Raw genomic sequence first — 15,600 nt, 5'->3', positions numbered from 1 at the left:
CCGGATATGTCTCTCATCCCTGATTCGCTCACGGCCTCGCTGACGCCCTTCGTTCCCCGGGACTACCGGTACCTCTTCGAGTCGGAGGTACTGGAGCCCGCGGACCTCGTCACAATCGGCTCGGCGCTGGCCTGGATGCATGCGGGCCAGCACGAGGAGCTCGCGGGGTGGTATCGCTCGCTGGGAGACGTGTTGTTCGAGCGGTTTGGCCTCGAGGCGCTGCCGCAGCGGCGAGCGATTCAGGAACTGACCTCGGGGCCCGAACTGCTTCGGGCGCTCGGCGTCGTCGGCGAGCCTGAGTGGGATGATGCCTTGGGCCGATCTTGGTGGATGCGCAGTCGGGTGTTGGGTTTGCCTGAGGTCGGCTCGGGAGCGATTGCCGGGGACCCGTATCAGTTGACCTTCGACCGCTCGCGGATGCCAGAGGAGCTTCAGCCCCTGGCCGCAGGAGTGGCCGAGGAACTGGCCGCCCATGCGCGGTCCGCGAACGCACTGGCTCGCAAGCTGGACCGCGCCATCGTCGCGCTGTGGGGCTGTCCGGTCGAAAGGCTGGACCAGCGCGTCACTGTGGCCGAGCTCGTCGCAGGTGGGCTGGACCTGCAGACCTTCGAGCCGTGACGACCTCGGTTATCTATGTGCCCAACCTGCTCAGAACGGACTGTCCGCGCCGCGCGTCGGCAACACGGAGACGCCGCCGGACAGGTACGCGTCGATGGACTTCGCGGCCTCCCGTCCGTCTGACAACGCCCAGACGATGAGGCTGGCTCCTCGGCTCGCGTCACCCGCGCCGTAGACACCCTCCGCCGACGTGGCGAAGCGTGAGTCCACCTGCACCGTGCCTCTCGGCGAAATCGCCACGCCCAGCTCCTCGAGCCCCGTGGTCTCCGGCCCCGTGAACCCCATCGCGAGGATCAACAGATCCACCTCGAGCGTCGTCTCCGAGCCCGGCACCTCCACGAGCCTCGTCCCTCCACCCACGGAGCGCTGCACCTCCACCTTCACCGCGTGCAGTCTCTCCAGCTTCCCCTCCGTCCCCTCCAGCCGCTTCGTCATCATCGCGAACGCGCGCTCGCCGCCTTCCTCCTGACTCGACGACGTCCGGAACACCACCGGCCACCGGGGCCACGGGTTCTCCGCCGAGCGAATCACAGGTGGCGCCGGGAACAGCTCCACCTGCCGCACGCTCTTCGCGCCCTGGCGCAGCGCCGTGCCCAGACAATCCGAGCCCGTGTCACCACCGCCCAGGATCACCACGTTCCTCCCCGACGCATCCAGCCGCGCCTGCGCCTCGCCGTGCCCACCCACGAGCCGGTTCTGGTGCTCCAGGTACTCCATCGCCTGCACCACCCCGGACAGCTCGCGCCCCTCCACCTCCAGCTCTCGCGCCCTTCGCGCCCCCATCGCCAGCAGCAGCGCGTCATGCCGCCCGCGCAGCTCGCGGAAGCTCACCGAGCCCCCCACGTCCACGCCCGTGCGGAACACCACGCCCTCCGCCTCCATCAATGCAATCCGCCGGTCCACCACGGACTTCTCCAGCTTGAAGTCCGGGATGCCGTAGCGCAGCAAGCCGCCGACGTGCGCATCCCGCTCGTACACCGTGACGGTGTGCCCTGCCGCGTTGAGCTGCGCCGCCGCCGCCAGGCCTGCGGGCCCCGAGCCCACCACGCCCACCGTGCGCCCCGTCCTCCGAGCCGGCGGCCGAGGCTTCACCCAGCCCTCCGCGAACGCCCGCTCGGAGATCTCCTTCTCCATCTGCTCGATCGTCACCGCGTCCCGGTCGATGGCGAGCACGCACGCCGCCTCGCACGGCGCGGGGCACAGCCGCCCCGTCATCTCCGGGAACCCGTTGGTGCGGCTCAGCAGCTCATACGCCTCGCGCCAGCGGCCCCGGTACACGGCCTCGTTGAAGTCCGGGATGAGGTTCCCCAGGGGACAACCCTGGTGACAGAAGGGGACACCACAGTCCATGCAGCGTCCGGCCTGTCGCTTCGCCTCCTCGGCCGCGAGCGGCAGCGTGAACTCGCGGTAGTCCCCGAGCCGCTCCTGCTTGTCCCGCTTCGGCGCGTGGACGCGGCCCCACTCAGTGAATCCGGTCGGCTTGCCCATCGCTCAGCCCCTCCCGCCCACGACGTGTTGGAGCTGCGCACCCACCGAGGTCTCCGGGGGCTTCTTCGCCGCGCGCCGCGCCTGCAGCACGCGCTTGTAGTCCGTCGGCATCACCTTCACGAACCGGGGCACCATCAGCTCCCAGTTGTCGAGCACCCGCCGCGCCAGCGAGCTGTGTGTATGCCGCAGGTGCCGCTCGATCATCCCGTGCACGAGCCAGATCTCCGACTCGTCCACCAACGACTCCAGCTCCACCATCTCCAGATTGCACCGCTGCCGGAAGGCCATCTCCCGGTCCAACACGTACGCCGTGCCGCCGCTCATGCCCGCCGCGAAGTTGCGGCCCGTGGGCCCTAGCACCACCACCACGCCGCCCGTCATGTACTCGCAGCCGTGGTCCCCCACGCCCTCCACCACCGCCTGCGCGCCGCTGTTGCGCACCGCGAAGCGCTCACCCGCGAGCCCGCGCAGGTACACCTCGCCCGCCGTCGCGCCGTAGAGCGCCGTGTTGCCCACCAGCACGTTCTCCTCGGCCACGAACCGGCTCGACGCGTGCGGGTAGACGATGATGCGCCCACCCGACAGCCCCTTGCCCACGTAGTCGTTCGCGTCGCCCTCCAGCTCCAACGTGACGCCGGACACCAGGAACGCACCGAAGCTCTGTCCCGCCGAGCCCTTCAGCCGCACGTGCAGCCGCCCATCCGGCAGCCCTCGCGCGCCATGTCTCCGCGCAATCTCGCCGGAGAGCATCGTCCCCACCGCGCGGTGCGTGTTGCTCACCGGCCGCGTCAGCAGCATCGCCGGGCCGCCCTCCAGCACGGCCTTCGCGTCCCGCAGCAGCTCGTGGTCCAGGTGGTCCGACACGTCCTTGGACCGAGCCTCGACGCAGTGCCGCGGCTCGCTCTCCGGAGCGGCCGGAGCCGCCAGCAGCGCGGACAGGTCCATCCGCCGCGCCTTCCAGTGGTCCACCGACGCGCGCTGGCGCAAGAGGTCCACCCGGCCCACCAGCTCCTCCAGGCTCCGCGCCCCGAGCTCCGCCATCTTCCGGCGCAGGTCCTCCGCGATGAGCAGGAAGAAGTTCACCACGTCCTCGGGCTTGCCCTGGAAGCGCTCGCGCAGCGCGCCATCCTGCGTGGCGATGCCCGCCGAGCACGTATTGAGATGGCACTTGCGCAGCATCACGCAGCCCACGGCCACGAGGCTCGCGGTGGCCATGCCGAACTCCTCGGCTCCCAGGAGCGCGGCCACCAGCACGTCGCGCGCGGTGCGCAGGCCTCCATCCACCTGCACCCGAATGCGCGAGCGCAGGCCGTTGTGCACCAGCACCTGCTGCGTCTCCGCCAGCCCCAGCTCCCACGGCAGCCCCGCGTGGTGGATGCTCGAGATGGGGGACGCGCCCGTGCCGCCCTCGTAGCCCGAGACGACGACGCAGCCCGCGCCCGCCTTGGCCACGCCCGCGGCGATGGTGCCCACGCCCACCTCGCTCACCAGCTTCACGCTCACCCGCGCCGACGGGTTCGTGGACTGGAGGTCGTAGATGAGCTGCGCCAGGTCCTCGATGGAGTAGATGTCGTGGTGCGGGGGAGGGGAGATGAGCGTCACGCCCGGCGTGGACCAACGCACCCGCGCGATGCGCTCGTCCACCTTGTGTCCCGGGAGCTGGCCGCCCTCACCGGGCTTCGCGCCCTGGGCGACCTTGATCTGCAGCTCGTCCGCGTTCACCAGGTACTCGGTGGTGACGCCGAAGCGCGCGCTCGCCACCTGCTTGATGGCGCTGCGGCGCAGGTTGCCGTCGTCGTCCGGCGAGTAGCGACGCGACTCCTCGCCACCCTCGCCGCTGTTCGAGCGCCCACCCAGCCGGTTCATCGCGATGGCCAAGGTCTCGTGGGCCTCCGCGCTGATGGAGCCGAACGACATGGCGCCCGTGACGAACCGACGCGCGAGCGACAGCGCCGACTCGACCTCATCGAGGGCCACCGGTTGACAGCGCTCCGTCGAGATCTCCAACAGCCCGCGCAGGTTGCAGTGCTCGCGCGTCTCGTCGTCCGCCAGTCGCGAGTACTCGGCGAACAGCGTCGCGTCGTTGCCGCGCACCGCCGCCTGGAGCTTCGCGATGGTGGCCGGGTTCCACTTGTGCCGCTCGCCCTGGCGTCGCCACCGGTACTGGCCTCCCAGGGGCAGCTCGCCCTCGGGCTGCTCGAAGCCCCGGGCATGCCGCTCCGCCACCTCGCGCCCCAGCTCTGGCAGGCCCACGCCCTCCACGCGCGAGGACGTGCCGGTGAAGTGCCGCTCGATGAGCCCGCGCTCGAGCCCCACCGCCTCGAAGAGCTGCGAGCCCCGGTAGGACTGGAGCGTGGAGATGCCCATCTTGGACATCACCTTCATCAGCCCTTCCTCCACCGCGTGGACGTAGAGGTCCTGCGCCTTCTCCGCGTCCACGCCCAGCTCGCCCGCGTCCGCCAGCGCTCGCACCGTGTCCAGCGCGAGGTACGGATTCACCGCCGCCGCGCCGTAGCTGAAGAGGCAGGCGAAGTGATGCACCTCACGCGCCTCCGCCGTCTCCAGCAACAGGCCCGTGTACATGCGGATGCCGTCGCGCACCAGGCGCTGGTGCACCGCCGACATGGCCAAGAGCGCGGGAATCGCCGCGTGCGTGACGTCCACGCCCCGGTCGCTCAAGAGCAGGATGCTCGCGCCCGCGTCCACGGCGTCCACCGCCGCGGCGCACAGCTTCTCCACCGCGTCCTCCAGCGCGCCCTCGCCACCCTCCAGCGGGTAGAGCAGCGACAGGCGCCGCGTCTCGAACAGGCCCTCGCCCCGGATGCTCGCGAGCCTCGCGAGCTGCCCGTTGGTGAGGATGGGGCCGGGCAGCGACAGCCGGTGGCACTGCTCCGGCGTCTCCTCGAAGGTGTTGCTCTCCGGGCCCAGCGCCGTGGCCAGCGTCATCACCAGCTTCTCGCGCAGCGGATCGATGGGCGGGTTGGTCACCTGCGCGAAGAGCTGGTGGAAGTACGAGAAGAGGCTCGGGGCCTGGTCGCTGAGCACCGCGAGCGGCGTGTCCGTGCCCATGGAGCCCACGGGCTCCTTGCCCGTCTCCGCCATGGGCGTCAGCACCGTGCGGATGTCCTCCACCGTGTAGCCGAACGCCCCCTGCAGCCGCGTCAGCTCGTCGCCGCGCAGCCGCTCCGGCGCGGCCACGGTGGGCAGGTCGTCGAAGGTGAAGACGTTGCGCTCCAGCCACTTGCGGTACGGCCAGCGTGTGCTGATGTCCCGCTTCACCTCCTCGTCCTCGAGGATGCGTCCCTCGGTGGTGTCCACCAGCAGCATGCGGCCCGGCGTCAGGCGCCCCTTGCGGCGCACCTGCGCGGGCGGCACGTCGATGACCCCCGTCTCCGAGGCCAGGATGATGCGGTCATCCTCGGTGACGAGGTAGCGCGCCGGCCGCAGGCCATTGCGGTCCAACGTCGCGCCGATGAGCTGCCCGTCCGTGAAGGCGATGGCCGCGGGCCCGTCCCACGGCTCCAGCAGCGCGGATGAGTACTCGTAGAACGCGCGCTTCTCGTCCGACATCAGCGCGTCGCCCTCCCACGCCTCCGGAATCATCATCATCATCGCGTGGGGCAGGGTGCGCCCGCCCAGGTAGAGCAGCTCCACCATGTTGTCGAACTGCGCCGAGTCGCTCTTGCCCGGGACGATGATGGGCCACAGCGGCTCCAGGCTCCCGCCCAGCCGCGCCGTCTGGAGCAGCCCGCGCCGCGCCGTCATCCAGTTGCGGTTGCCACGCAGCGTATTGATTTCGCCGTTGTGCGCGATGAAGCGGAACGGCTGCGCCAGCTCCCACGTGGGGAACGTGTTCGTGGAGAAGCGCGAGTGCACCAGCCCCAGCGCGCTGACGAACTCCGTGTGCTGCAGGTCCAGGTAGAAGCGCGGCAGGTCCGCGGGCAGGAGCAGGCCCTTGTAGATGAGCGTCTCCGACGAGAGGCTGGCGATGTGGAAGCGGCCCTTGGGGTCCACGCCGCGCGCCTGCACGCGGTTCTCCGTCAGCTTGCGGATGCGGTAGAGCTTGCGCTCGAAGGCGCTGGGCACCACGCGCCGCCGCGCGATGAAGAGCTGCCGGATGACCGGCGCGGCCTCCAGCGCCACCGGCCCCAGGTGCTCGGGCGCCACCGGCACGTCGCGCCAGCCCAGCACGCGCTGGCCCTCCTCGGCCACCACCTCCTCGAGCGCCGCCTCACACGCGGCCCTCGCGTCCACCTCCTTGGGCAGGAACACCTGCGCCACGCCGTACTGCCGACGCGGGGGCAGCTCGAAGCCCAGGTCCGGCGCCTCGTGCTCGAAGAAGCGGTGCGGCAACTGCACCAGGATGCCGGCGCCGTCGCCCGTCCGTGGATCCTTCCCCGCCGCCGCCCGGTGACTCAGCCGGTTGAGCAGCTCCAGCGCGTCCTCGACGATTCCTCGAGAGCGCTCACCTCGCAGGTGGGCCACGAAGCCCACCCCGCAGGCGTCGTGTTCGGTCTCGGGCTCATAGAGGCCGTACCGGCCGGGGAGGATCGCGGTCATCAACTTCCCCTTTCCCGCCTGACGCGGGAGGTCATCGCTGTGTGGCTCTACGCTAACGCGTCGCGTCGACTCTCGTAAAGACGGGCAGGAGCAGGGGGCCGTCAGAGGGGCGGTGGGGCAGGGTGCCAACAGGGGGCCCCTCTCGGACGCAGGCTCGGGCCGTGGCCCGTCGGCGGATCCGCTATGAAGCGCTCCGCCCGGGCGAGCTCTCCTCGCGCGGCGTCATGAGGAGCGCGCCATGCCCTATTCACCCATCATCGGCACCCTGGGCTACGTGATGTCGCCGGATCAGCGCCGCGTGCTGCTCATCCACCGCAACGCGAGGCCGGAGGACGCGCACCTGGGCAAGTACAACGGCCTGGGTGGGAAGATGGAGCGCGACGAGGACGTGGCCGCCTGCATGCGCCGCGAGATTCGCGAGGAGGCCGGCATCGAGTGCACCCGCATGGTCCTGCGCGGCACGCTCTCCTGGCCCGGCTTCGGCAAGCAGGGCGAGGACTGGCTCGGCTTCGTCTTCCGCATCGACGCCTTCGAGGGCACCCCGCTGGAGCGCAACGCCGAGGGCACGCTGTCCTGGGTTCCCCTCACCGAGCTGCCTCGGCTGCCCATGTGGGACGGTGACAGGCACTTCCTGCCGCTCGTCTTCGACGAGGACCCCCGCGTGTTTCATGGCGTGATGCCGTACTCCGGCGGCCGCGCGGTGAGCTGGAGCTACACGCGCCTTTGAGGGGTGTCCGGGTGCTCTTTCCGCTCGGGGTACGGGCGCTATCAGCCTGTGTGGAAAATTTCCCGACTTCGCGCGCGGTGCGTTGACGACGCTCCCCGAGAGGCGTACTTCTGGGGAACTTCAGATAATGAGAATGATTCTCAATATCGGCGCCCACGCAGTCTCCGCCGAGGCCCCCACCTCGGGTGTCGCGACTCCGTCCGGAACCCTCTTCCGGATGGGCGAGTCGTCGGAGGGCGTGGGCGTCGGGTCCCGGTGGGGACGTGCGCTGGCGGTGGCGGTGGCGGTCCACGCGGGTGGGCTGGCCGCCGGGCTGGCGTTCGCGGCGCACCCGGTGGAGCGGGTGGTGGAGCCCGAGCCGGAGCTGGTGCTGCTGACCTTCAGGCCGCCGCCGCCGGCCTCGGGTGGACAGCCGCGGCAGGCGGCGAAGGAGCGCGCCTCGCGGCCCGCGCGAGCCCGGGTGGCGCGCCCGGTGGTGGAGCCTCGGGCGGTGGTGCCCCAGCCCCTGCCGGAGCCGAAGCCGGAGGTCGTCGAGCCGCCCAAGCCCGAGGAGTCGCCGGCCGTCGCCCAGGATGAGTCGTTGCCGGAGTCGGACTCGGGCGCCCGGACGGAGTCGGGGCCCGGGCCGGTGGTGGCGGGCGGTGTCGCGGGTGGGGTGGAGGGTGGCGTGCAGGGCGGCATCGTCGGCGCGTCCGGCGGCGCGGGGGACGCGGTGGGGCTTGGGCAGGTCCTGCGGGCTCCGGCGGTGTTGAAGCAGCCCCGTCCCGAATATCCGCGACGTGCGCGGAGCGACGGCATCCAGGGGCTGGTGCTGGTGCGAATCATCGTCGGCACGGATGGCGAGGTGGAGACGGAGCACACGCGCGTCATCCGCTCGATTCCGTCGCTCGACGCGGCGGCCATCTCCGCCGTCAACCGGTGGCGCTTCACGCCGGCCATCGGCCGACTGGGGCGTCCCGTGCGTGTCATCCTCGAGCTCCCCGTGCAGTTCTCGTTGAAGTGAAGCAGCCCATGGCCCTCCCGTTTCGCAAGACGCTGTTCTGGATTCATCTCGTCGTTGGAGTCGTGGTGGGCATCGTCGTCGCCATCATGTCGGTGACGGGGGTGGCCATCGCCTTCGAGAACCAGGTGCTCGACTGGGCGGACTCCGAGGCGCGCACCGTGTCCGCTCCCGGGCCGGGGACGACGCGGCTGTCGCTCGAGGAGATGATCGCCAAGGTTCGCGACGCGAAGCCGGACGCGCAGGTGTCGGGTGTGACGGTGTTCCCGTCGGAGACCTCGGCGACGCAGGTGGCGCTGGGACGCGCGGGCGTGGTGTTCGTGAACCCGTACACGGGCGAGGTGCGCGAGAGCTCGGCGAAGGGCTGGCGCTCGTTCTTCCAGGTGATGGTGGAGTGGCACCGGTGGATCGCGCTGGGCGGCGACAACCGCGCGGTGGGCAAGGCCATCACCGGCGCGTGCAACGCGGGCTTCCTGTTCCTGGCGATCTCCGGCCTGTACCTGTGGTGGCCTCGCAAGTGGACGCTGAAGACGGTGCGTCCGGTGCTGTGGTTCCGGCGGGGGCTGAAGGGCAAGCCGCGCGACTTCAACTGGCACAACGTCATCGGCTTCTGGACGCTGCCCGTGCTCATCGTCCTCACGGCGTCGGGCATGGTCATCTCGTACAAGTGGGCGTCCGACTTCGTGTACACGCTGACGGGCAACGCCCCTCCGGCGCAGCAGGGACCGGGCTCGGCGGGCGTGAAGGTGGCGCCTCCGTCCGAGGACGCCGTGCGCAAGGACCTTGGTTCGCTGCTGGCCGTGGTGCAGGGGCAGGCCCCGACGTGGGAGAGCATCACGTACCGGCTGCCGTCGCATCCGCGCGGGGCGGGTGGCAATGCGCCGGGGGCACCGAGAGGTGAGGGGGGCCGACGCGGCGGCAAGGGCGCCGAGGGGGCGTCGCGCGAGGGGGCGGAGTCCCAGCGTCGCGGTCCTGACGGTGAAGGCAAGTCCGACGGCAAGGTGGACACCGTCAACTTCAACGTGAAGGTGGAGGACGGCTGGCCGTACTTCGCCGCCACGCAGTACGCGCTGAATCCCTTCTCGGGCGAGGTCGCCAAGCGCGAGGGCTACGCCGACTTCAACAGCGGCCGCAAGGTCCGCACCTGGCTGCGCTTCCTCCACACCGGCGAGGCGCTCGGCTGGCCCGGCCAGCTCATCGCCGCCATCGCCTCGCTCGGTGGCGTCTTCCTCGTGTGGACCGGCTTCGCCCTGTCGTGGCGTCGCTTCTTCCCGAAGCGCCAGCCGCGCCACACCGAGCCCGTGGCCACGGGCGCGTCGGAGACCCCCGTCTAGGTTCCATCGCACCGGGCGGGCGAGGTTCCCGCGATGCCCTCGGGCGTCATCAATTCCGACTTTGAAAATCGCAGTCATTCTCAAGATACATCCGAGACGACCCGTGAGGGTCGGGGAGTGGGGAGCGCCATGTCTTTCAGCAAGTCACGCAGCCCGGGGATTCGAACGAGCGTCGGTCATGTCGGAGGCGTCCGCGCGGCGCTGAAGCCGTGGGGGCCGGCGGTGGGGCTCGCCTCCGCGCTGGCCGCGGGTGGCGCGGTGGCCCAGGAGCCGGCCGTCGCTCCGGAGCCGGTGGCCGCGGAGGAGTCCGTCGTCGCGCAGCCCCAGGACGCGCAGCCCGCGCAGGGCGAGGCGCCCGGGACGCAGGGCACCGAGGGCCACTTCACGCTGCCCACCGTCGAGGTGCAGGCCGAGGCGGAGGGCTACCAGGTCCGCGAGAGCTCGCTGCCCCGCGCCCAGCGCGCGCTGGTCAACACGCCGCAGTCGGTGACGGTGGTCTCGGAGGCCGTGCTCGAGGAGCAGCAGGCCACGTCCGTGCGGGACGCGCTGCGCAACGTCTCCGGCATCACCATGAGCGCCGGAGAGGGGGGCCGTCAGGGTGACGCGTTCATCCTGCGGGGCTTCTCCGCGCAGAACGACATCTCCCGCGACGGCGCGCGCGACCTGGGCTGGTTCACGCGCGACACGTTCAACCTGGAGGGCGTGGAGGCCTACTTCGGCCCGTCCGCCGTCCTCTTCGGCCGGGGCTCCGCGGGCGGCGCCATCAACCTGGCGACGAAGAAGCCCCAGCGCACCAACTTCCAGGAGGTCGCCCTCAGCGGCGGCACCGCGCCCTCGGGCCGCCTGGAGGCGGACGTCAACCAGGTGCTGTCCGACGACCTCCAGGTCCGAGTCAACGCCATGGGCCAGCTCGCCTCCACCGCGGGCCGCGACGTCGTGCGCGACAACCGCCTGGGCCTCGCCCCGTCGCTGCGCCTGAAGATGGCGGAGTCCACCACGCTGGAGCTCGACTACCTCTTCCAGCGCGAGGACGGCATCCCTGACTACGGCGTGCCGTACTTCAACGGCCGCCCCGTGCCCGAGACGCTGGACGTGCCGCGCGAGAACTTCTACGGCGTGAAGGCCGACAAGGAGCGCGTGGACGCGCACGTCGCCACGGCCCGCGTCATCCAGGGCCTGGGGGACTCGCTCCAGTTCACCAACACGCTGCGCTTCGGCCGCGTGGACCGCTTCGCCAGCCCCACCGCGCCGCGCGGCCTCACGCCCGCCGCGGACCCGACGACCATCGGCCGTCAGCGCTTCCAGACGGAGACGGACAACTCCTACCTCTCCAACCAGGCCACCGTGGGCGGTGAACTCCAGACGGGGTTCATCACGCACACCGCCAACGTGGGGCTCGACCTGTCCTGGGAGAAGCGCGGCCAGGCGCGTGACAACCTCAACGCCACCGGCCTGCCCACCGGCCCCAACCTCCCGGCGGACCTGTTCAACCCCGACGCGGAGCCGGACCTGTCCGCCGTGTCCCCGGTGTTCGCCAGCTCCAGCGTGAGCATCCAGCGCACCCTCGGCCTGTACGCCGCGGACCAGCTCCAGTTGGGCGAGTACGTGGAGGTGCTGGGCTCGCTGCGCTGGGACGTGTTCAACACGGACTACTCGCAGGTGGCCGCCTCGGGCGCGAAGACGCGCCTGCGCGACAGCGACCACACGCTCAACTGGCGCGCGGGCGTGGTGCTGCACCCGGTGGACAAGGTCAGCGTGTACGGCATGTACGGCACGTCCTCCAGCCCGTCCGCGGAGCTGGGCTCGGTGTCCGCCGACACGATGAGCCTGGACCCGGAGAAGAACGCCATCCTGGAGGCGGGCGCCAAGGCGGAGCTGTTCGAGGACCGCCTGGGCCTGACGGCCGCCGTGTTCCGCGTGCGCAAGACGGACGCGCGCGTGCCCAACACGGACCCGGAGGGACCGCCGCAGGTGCTCCAGGGGGAGCAGCGCGTGCAGGGCTTCAACGTCGGCATCGCCGGCACCATCGTCGAGCGCTGGAAGGTGCTCGCCAACTACACCCTGATGGACTCCGCCATCCTGGAGCACACCAACGAGTACCTCATCGGTCAGCGGCTCCCGAACACGCCGCGCCACAGCATCTCGCTGTGGACCACGTACTCGCCGCTCAAGGACTTCACGCTCGGCGGCGGCGCCGTCTTCCAGGACGTGACGAGCGTCAACAACCCGGCGAACGCCAACACGGCCACCAGCTTCGTGCCGAACTTCTGGCGCTTCGACGCGTTCGCGAGCTACGCCCTGGGCAAGGCGCAGCTCCAGCTCAACGTCTACAACCTCACCAACGTGCTGTACTACGACCAGTACTACGGCGGTCACGCCGTGCCCGCGGACGGCATGTCGGCCCTGCTGACGGCGCGGTACCGGTTCTAGTCTCCCAGGAGCGCGGTCATGATGTTGCACATCCCGAAGGTCCTGACCGCCTCCGAGGTGGCCCATTGCCGTCAGGTGATGGAGCAGGCGGACTGGGCGGACGGCCGGATCACGGCCGGCCACCAGTCCGGCCAGGTGAAGAAGAACCTCCAGCTCCCCGAGGGCGGCGCCGCCGCGCGCGAGCTGGGGGAGCTGGTGCTGGCGGGGCTGGAGAAGAGCGCGCTGTTCCTCTCCGCCGCGCTGCCCCAGCGCATCTTCCCGCCGCTGTTCAACCGCTATGACGCGAGCATGTCTTTCGGCTCGCACGTGGACAACGCCATCCGGCGCATCCCGGGCACCGGTCAGCGCGTGCGCACGGATGTGTCCGCCACGCTCTTCCTGTCGGAGCCGGACAGCTATGACGGGGGCGAGCTGGTGGTGGAGGACACCTACGGCCACCACGCCGTGAAGCTGCCGGCGGGGGACCTCATCCTCTACCCGGCGACCAGCCTGCACCACGTCACACCCGTGACGCGGGGCGCGCGGCTGGCGTCGTTCTTCTGGATTCAGTCGATGGTGCGCGACGTGTCCCAGCGCGCGCTGCTGTTCGACCTGGATGCGTCCATCACCCAGCTCCACCAGGAGGTGCCCTCAAGCCCCTCGCTGGTCATGCTGACGGGCGTGTACCACAACCTGCTCCGCCAATGGGCGGAGCCCTGAGTCGTCCGCTCAGCCCCGGTCCTTGCGGACGATGACCTTGCGGCCGCGAATCGTCGCCGCCTTCAGCGCGGCGATGACGCGGTTGGCGTCCGGCTCCGGCACCTCCACCAGCGAGAAGCCGTCGCCAATCTGGATGGCGCCGATCTGCGACGAGTCCAGGCCCGCCTCACCCGCGATGGCGCCCACCAGGTCCGCGGGGCGCATGCCGGCCTGACGACCCGCGCCGATCCACAGGCGGGTGACGTCCCACGTCGGGGCCGGGCCTCCACGGCGCGGTCCCCCGCGCTCGGGACGGCCAGGACCGGAGCGGCCCGCGGGAGCACCGGGACGGCCGGGGCGCTCCTTGCGGTCCTCCTTCGGCGCGACGGCGGGGATGTCCTCCTCCTCCTTCGCGCGGCCCTCGTCCTGGGCGTCCTGGAGCAGCTTCACCGCGGCGGCGGCGATGTCGAGCGGCTCGTACTCGCTGGCCAGGTCCTCCACCAGCCCCCGGAACGAGTCCTGTCCGCCTGCCACCAGCGTCTCGCGCAGGGTGGCGCGCAGGAGCTCCTGCCGCTTGGCGCGCAGGTCCGCCACGGTGGGGACGGTGGACACCTGGATGCGCTGGCCGGTGACCTTCTCGATGTTGCGCACGAGCCGGGCCTCGCGCGGCTCCACCAGGGTGATGGCCACGCCCTCGCGGCCGGCGCGGCCCGTGCGGCCGATGCGGTGCACGTACGCCTCCGGGGCGTTGGGCACGTCGAAGTTCACCACGTGGGACAGGCGCGGGATGTCCAGGCCGCGCGCCGCCACGTCCGTGGCCACGAGCAGGTCCGTGCCGTGGGACTTGAGCTGCTTGATGACCCTGTCCCGCTGCTCCTGCGTCATGCCGCCGTGGAGCGCGTGCGCGCGCCAGCCCCGGCCGTTGAGCGACACGGTGAGGTCATCCACCTCCGTGCGCGTGCGGCAGAAGATGATGGCGGCGGTGGGGGACTCCACGTCGAGCAGGCGCCCGAGCGCGGCGATCTTGAACGCGCGCGGGACGATGTACGCCGTCTGGCGGATGCGCGGCAGCTCGCCCGGCTCCACCTTCTCCTTGGCGATGCGCACGCGCACCGGCTGGCGCAGGTGGCGCTCGGCGATGCTGGCGATGCGCGGCGGCAGGGTGGCGGAGAAGAGGGCCGTCTGGCGGTCCTCGGGCGTGCCGGACAGGATGGCCTCGAGGTCATCGGCGAAGCCCATGTCGAGCATCTCGTCGGCCTCGTCGAGCACCACGGTGCGCACGTTGTCGAGCTGCAGCGTGCCCCGGCGCAGGTGGTCCAGTGCGCGGCCCGGGGTGGCGACGACGACGTCCACGCCCCGCTTGAGCACGCGCAGCTGCTGGCCGATGACCTGTCCACCATAGAGGGGCAGCACGGTGGCGCCGAGCTTCTGGCCGTAGCGGTGGATGGCCTCGGAGACCTGCATGGCCAATTCGCGCGTGGGCACGAGCACCAGCGCGGAGGTGGCGTGGGGGCCGGCCTCTCCTGGAACCAGGTGGTGCAGCAGCGGGAGGGCGAAGGCCGCCGTCTTGCCGGTGCCGGTGGCGGCGATGCCCAGCAGGTCCTTGCCGGCGAGCAGCGGCGGCAGGGAGGCGTTCTGGATGGGCGTGGGCTCCTCGTATCCGAGGGCGGTGAGCGCCTCCACGAGCTGGGGCTTGAGGCCCAGGGATTCGAAGGTGGCGTCGGGGGGCGAGGACGGCGGTGCGGAAGTCACGCGGGGCTTGTACCACCGGCCTCCGCCCTCGTGCCTCGAAGAATCGCCGTTCTGTCCCACATCTATCGCCCAGGCGTGCGTGTCGGCCTCAGCGGACAGGCAGTGTGCCCAGGTGGGTGACCTCCTGGATGGCGCCCCGGGAGACCTGGAAGAGGGCGAAGGCCTCCGCGCCCTGCTCCACGCTCGCCAGACAGCAGACCGGGGACTCCGCGCCGGAGGCCCACTTCAAGGTGGCCCGATAGCGTTTGTGCAGGTGGCCGCAGAGGACGAGCCGGGGCTGGAGCGCCTCGGCCACCAGTCGGGCGTACTCATTGCCCACCGCGTCCGCATGGGGGCTGCGGCGCTGGTGCTCGAAGTCCTGGCGGTCCTCGGCGGCGACGAGGCCGGAGGGCCAGTCGTGGACGAGCAGGATGTCCGCCCGCTCCAGCCCCAGGGCCTGCTCGATGTCCTGCTCGTTGAAACACGCATAGTCCTTGTTGGAGACGGTGCCGAGCAGGGACAGGGCGGGGTGGGGCTTCTGGAAGCCGGGGGCGTCGTGGATGCCGGAGAGGCCGGCGATGCGCAGGCCGCGGGTCTCCACGACGCCGACGCGGCCCAGGTAGCGGCAGTTGGAGGTGAGCAGGAAGCCCTCGGGGGCTGTGTCCAGGTAGCCGTGGGGCTCGTGGTTGCCGCCGATGAAGTACACGGGCCAGGGGAAGCGCCGACGCTTCTGGTGGTAGTGCGCGAAGTCGCCCAGGTGCTTGTAGCGGGCGGGGGCGGCCATCGTCGCCAGGTCCGCCTCGTCGCGGTGCGGCTCGAAGTCGCCGACCTGGAGGACGAAGGCCAGCTCCCGGTTCGCGCTCTTCGCCCAGGACTGGAGGGTGGACACCATCCGGTCCATCCGGCCGTGCACGTCGCCCACGGCGGCGAAGCAGAAGGTGTCGGGAGGCGGGGCCATGGGGGACTCCAGCATGGCGCATCCGCGCGCCGGACGGCGCAGCGACGCGGTGGGCTCGCGGCGGCTGACCGGGTGT

Annotated in this window: 10 protein-coding genes; 6 read left to right on the top strand and 4 right to left on the bottom strand. The window is 71.0% G+C overall.

All coding sequences use genetic code 11. The features are described 5' to 3' along the window. Window positions 1-6: 6 nt before the first annotated feature. The gene (locus tag VZQ01_RS41800) at window positions 7-618 is read left to right on the top strand and encodes a hypothetical protein (protein ID WP_426746445.1); all 612 of its coding nucleotides are present in this window, start codon (window positions 7-9) and stop codon (window positions 616-618) included. A 30-nt stretch (window positions 619-648) separates the two neighbouring features. Here VZQ01_RS41800 and VZQ01_RS41795 read toward each other — a convergent pair whose 3' ends face one another. Both VZQ01_RS41795 and gltB read right to left on the bottom strand, forming a co-directional pair. Beyond that, window positions 649-2,106 carry a glutamate synthase subunit beta gene (locus VZQ01_RS41795; RefSeq protein ID WP_426746444.1) on the bottom strand — a complete coding sequence of 486 codons (1,458 nt, stop codon included), beginning with the start codon at window positions 2,104-2,106 and terminating at the stop codon, window positions 649-651. Between the two features lie 3 nt (window positions 2,107-2,109). Beyond that, window positions 2,110-6,666 carry a glutamate synthase large subunit gene (gltB, locus tag VZQ01_RS41790; RefSeq protein ID WP_426746443.1) on the bottom strand — a complete coding sequence of 1,519 codons (4,557 nt, stop codon included), beginning with the start codon at window positions 6,664-6,666 and terminating at the stop codon, window positions 2,110-2,112. A gap of 238 nt (window positions 6,667-6,904) precedes the next feature. Here gltB and VZQ01_RS41785 point away from each other — a divergent pair, with 238 nt between their 5' ends. From VZQ01_RS41785 to VZQ01_RS41765, 5 genes are all read left to right on the top strand, one after another. Next, window positions 6,905-7,393 carry an NUDIX hydrolase gene (locus VZQ01_RS41785; protein ID WP_223748690.1) on the top strand — a complete coding sequence of 163 codons (489 nt, stop codon included), beginning with the start codon at window positions 6,905-6,907 and terminating at the stop codon, window positions 7,391-7,393. A gap of 133 nt (window positions 7,394-7,526) precedes the next feature. Beyond that, a complete protein-coding gene (locus VZQ01_RS41780) occupies window positions 7,527-8,396 on the top strand; it encodes an energy transducer TonB (protein ID WP_426746442.1) in 870 nt (289 codons plus the stop codon). 8 nt (window positions 8,397-8,404) lie between these two features. Beyond that, window positions 8,405-9,727 (top strand): PepSY-associated TM helix domain-containing protein, encoded by a 1,323-nt coding sequence (locus VZQ01_RS41775; RefSeq protein WP_426746441.1) that lies wholly within the window; start codon window positions 8,405-8,407, stop codon window positions 9,725-9,727. Between the two features lie 129 nt (window positions 9,728-9,856). Beyond that, complete coding sequence (locus tag VZQ01_RS41770) at window positions 9,857-12,157, top strand: TonB-dependent receptor (RefSeq protein WP_426746440.1); 2,301 nt, start codon at window positions 9,857-9,859, stop codon at window positions 12,155-12,157. A gap of 18 nt (window positions 12,158-12,175) precedes the next feature. Further along, complete coding sequence (locus tag VZQ01_RS41765; protein ID WP_223783242.1) at window positions 12,176-12,856, top strand: Fe2+-dependent dioxygenase; 681 nt, start codon at window positions 12,176-12,178, stop codon at window positions 12,854-12,856. 9 nt (window positions 12,857-12,865) lie between these two features. Here the strand turns inward: VZQ01_RS41765 and VZQ01_RS41760 are convergent, their stop codons facing one another. Both VZQ01_RS41760 and VZQ01_RS41755 read right to left on the bottom strand, forming a co-directional pair. Continuing rightward, window positions 12,866-14,587: a DEAD/DEAH box helicase gene (locus VZQ01_RS41760; protein ID WP_223748685.1), complete on the bottom strand. Its 1,722-nt coding sequence runs from the start codon at window positions 14,585-14,587 to the stop codon at window positions 12,866-12,868. 88 nt (window positions 14,588-14,675) lie between these two features. Then, window positions 14,676-15,524: a metallophosphoesterase gene (locus VZQ01_RS41755; RefSeq protein ID WP_223783243.1), complete on the bottom strand. Its 849-nt coding sequence runs from the start codon at window positions 15,522-15,524 to the stop codon at window positions 14,676-14,678. Window positions 15,525-15,600: the final 76 nt, after the last annotated feature.

This window comes from Myxococcus faecalis (assembly GCF_050039385.1).
GTDB lineage: Bacteria > Myxococcota > Myxococcia > Myxococcales > Myxococcaceae > Myxococcus > Myxococcus fulvus.
This window is presented reverse-complemented; position numbering and strand designations above follow the sequence as displayed.

Bases quoted from the DNA above. Each gene is read 5' to 3' on its own strand.
- VZQ01_RS41765 (WP_223783242.1), top strand. From the start codon at position 12,176: ATGATGTTGCACATCCCGAAGGTCCTGACCGCCTCCGAGGTGGCCCAT.
- gltB (WP_426746443.1), bottom strand. From the start codon at position 6,666: ATGACCGCGATCCTCCCCGGCCGGTACGGCCTCTATGAGCCCGAGACC.
- VZQ01_RS41800 (WP_426746445.1), top strand. From the start codon at position 7: ATGTCTCTCATCCCTGATTCGCTCACGGCCTCGCTGACGCCCTTCGTT.
- VZQ01_RS41770 (WP_426746440.1), top strand. From the start codon at position 9,857: ATGTCTTTCAGCAAGTCACGCAGCCCGGGGATTCGAACGAGCGTCGGT.
- VZQ01_RS41775 (WP_426746441.1), top strand. From the start codon at position 8,405: ATGGCCCTCCCGTTTCGCAAGACGCTGTTCTGGATTCATCTCGTCGTT.
- VZQ01_RS41780 (WP_426746442.1), top strand. From the start codon at position 7,527: ATGATTCTCAATATCGGCGCCCACGCAGTCTCCGCCGAGGCCCCCACC.
- VZQ01_RS41795 (WP_426746444.1), bottom strand. From the start codon at position 2,106: ATGGGCAAGCCGACCGGATTCACTGAGTGGGGCCGCGTCCACGCGCCG.
- VZQ01_RS41785 (WP_223748690.1), top strand. From the start codon at position 6,905: ATGCCCTATTCACCCATCATCGGCACCCTGGGCTACGTGATGTCGCCG.
- VZQ01_RS41755 (WP_223783243.1), bottom strand. From the start codon at position 15,524: ATGGCCCCGCCTCCCGACACCTTCTGCTTCGCCGCCGTGGGCGACGTG.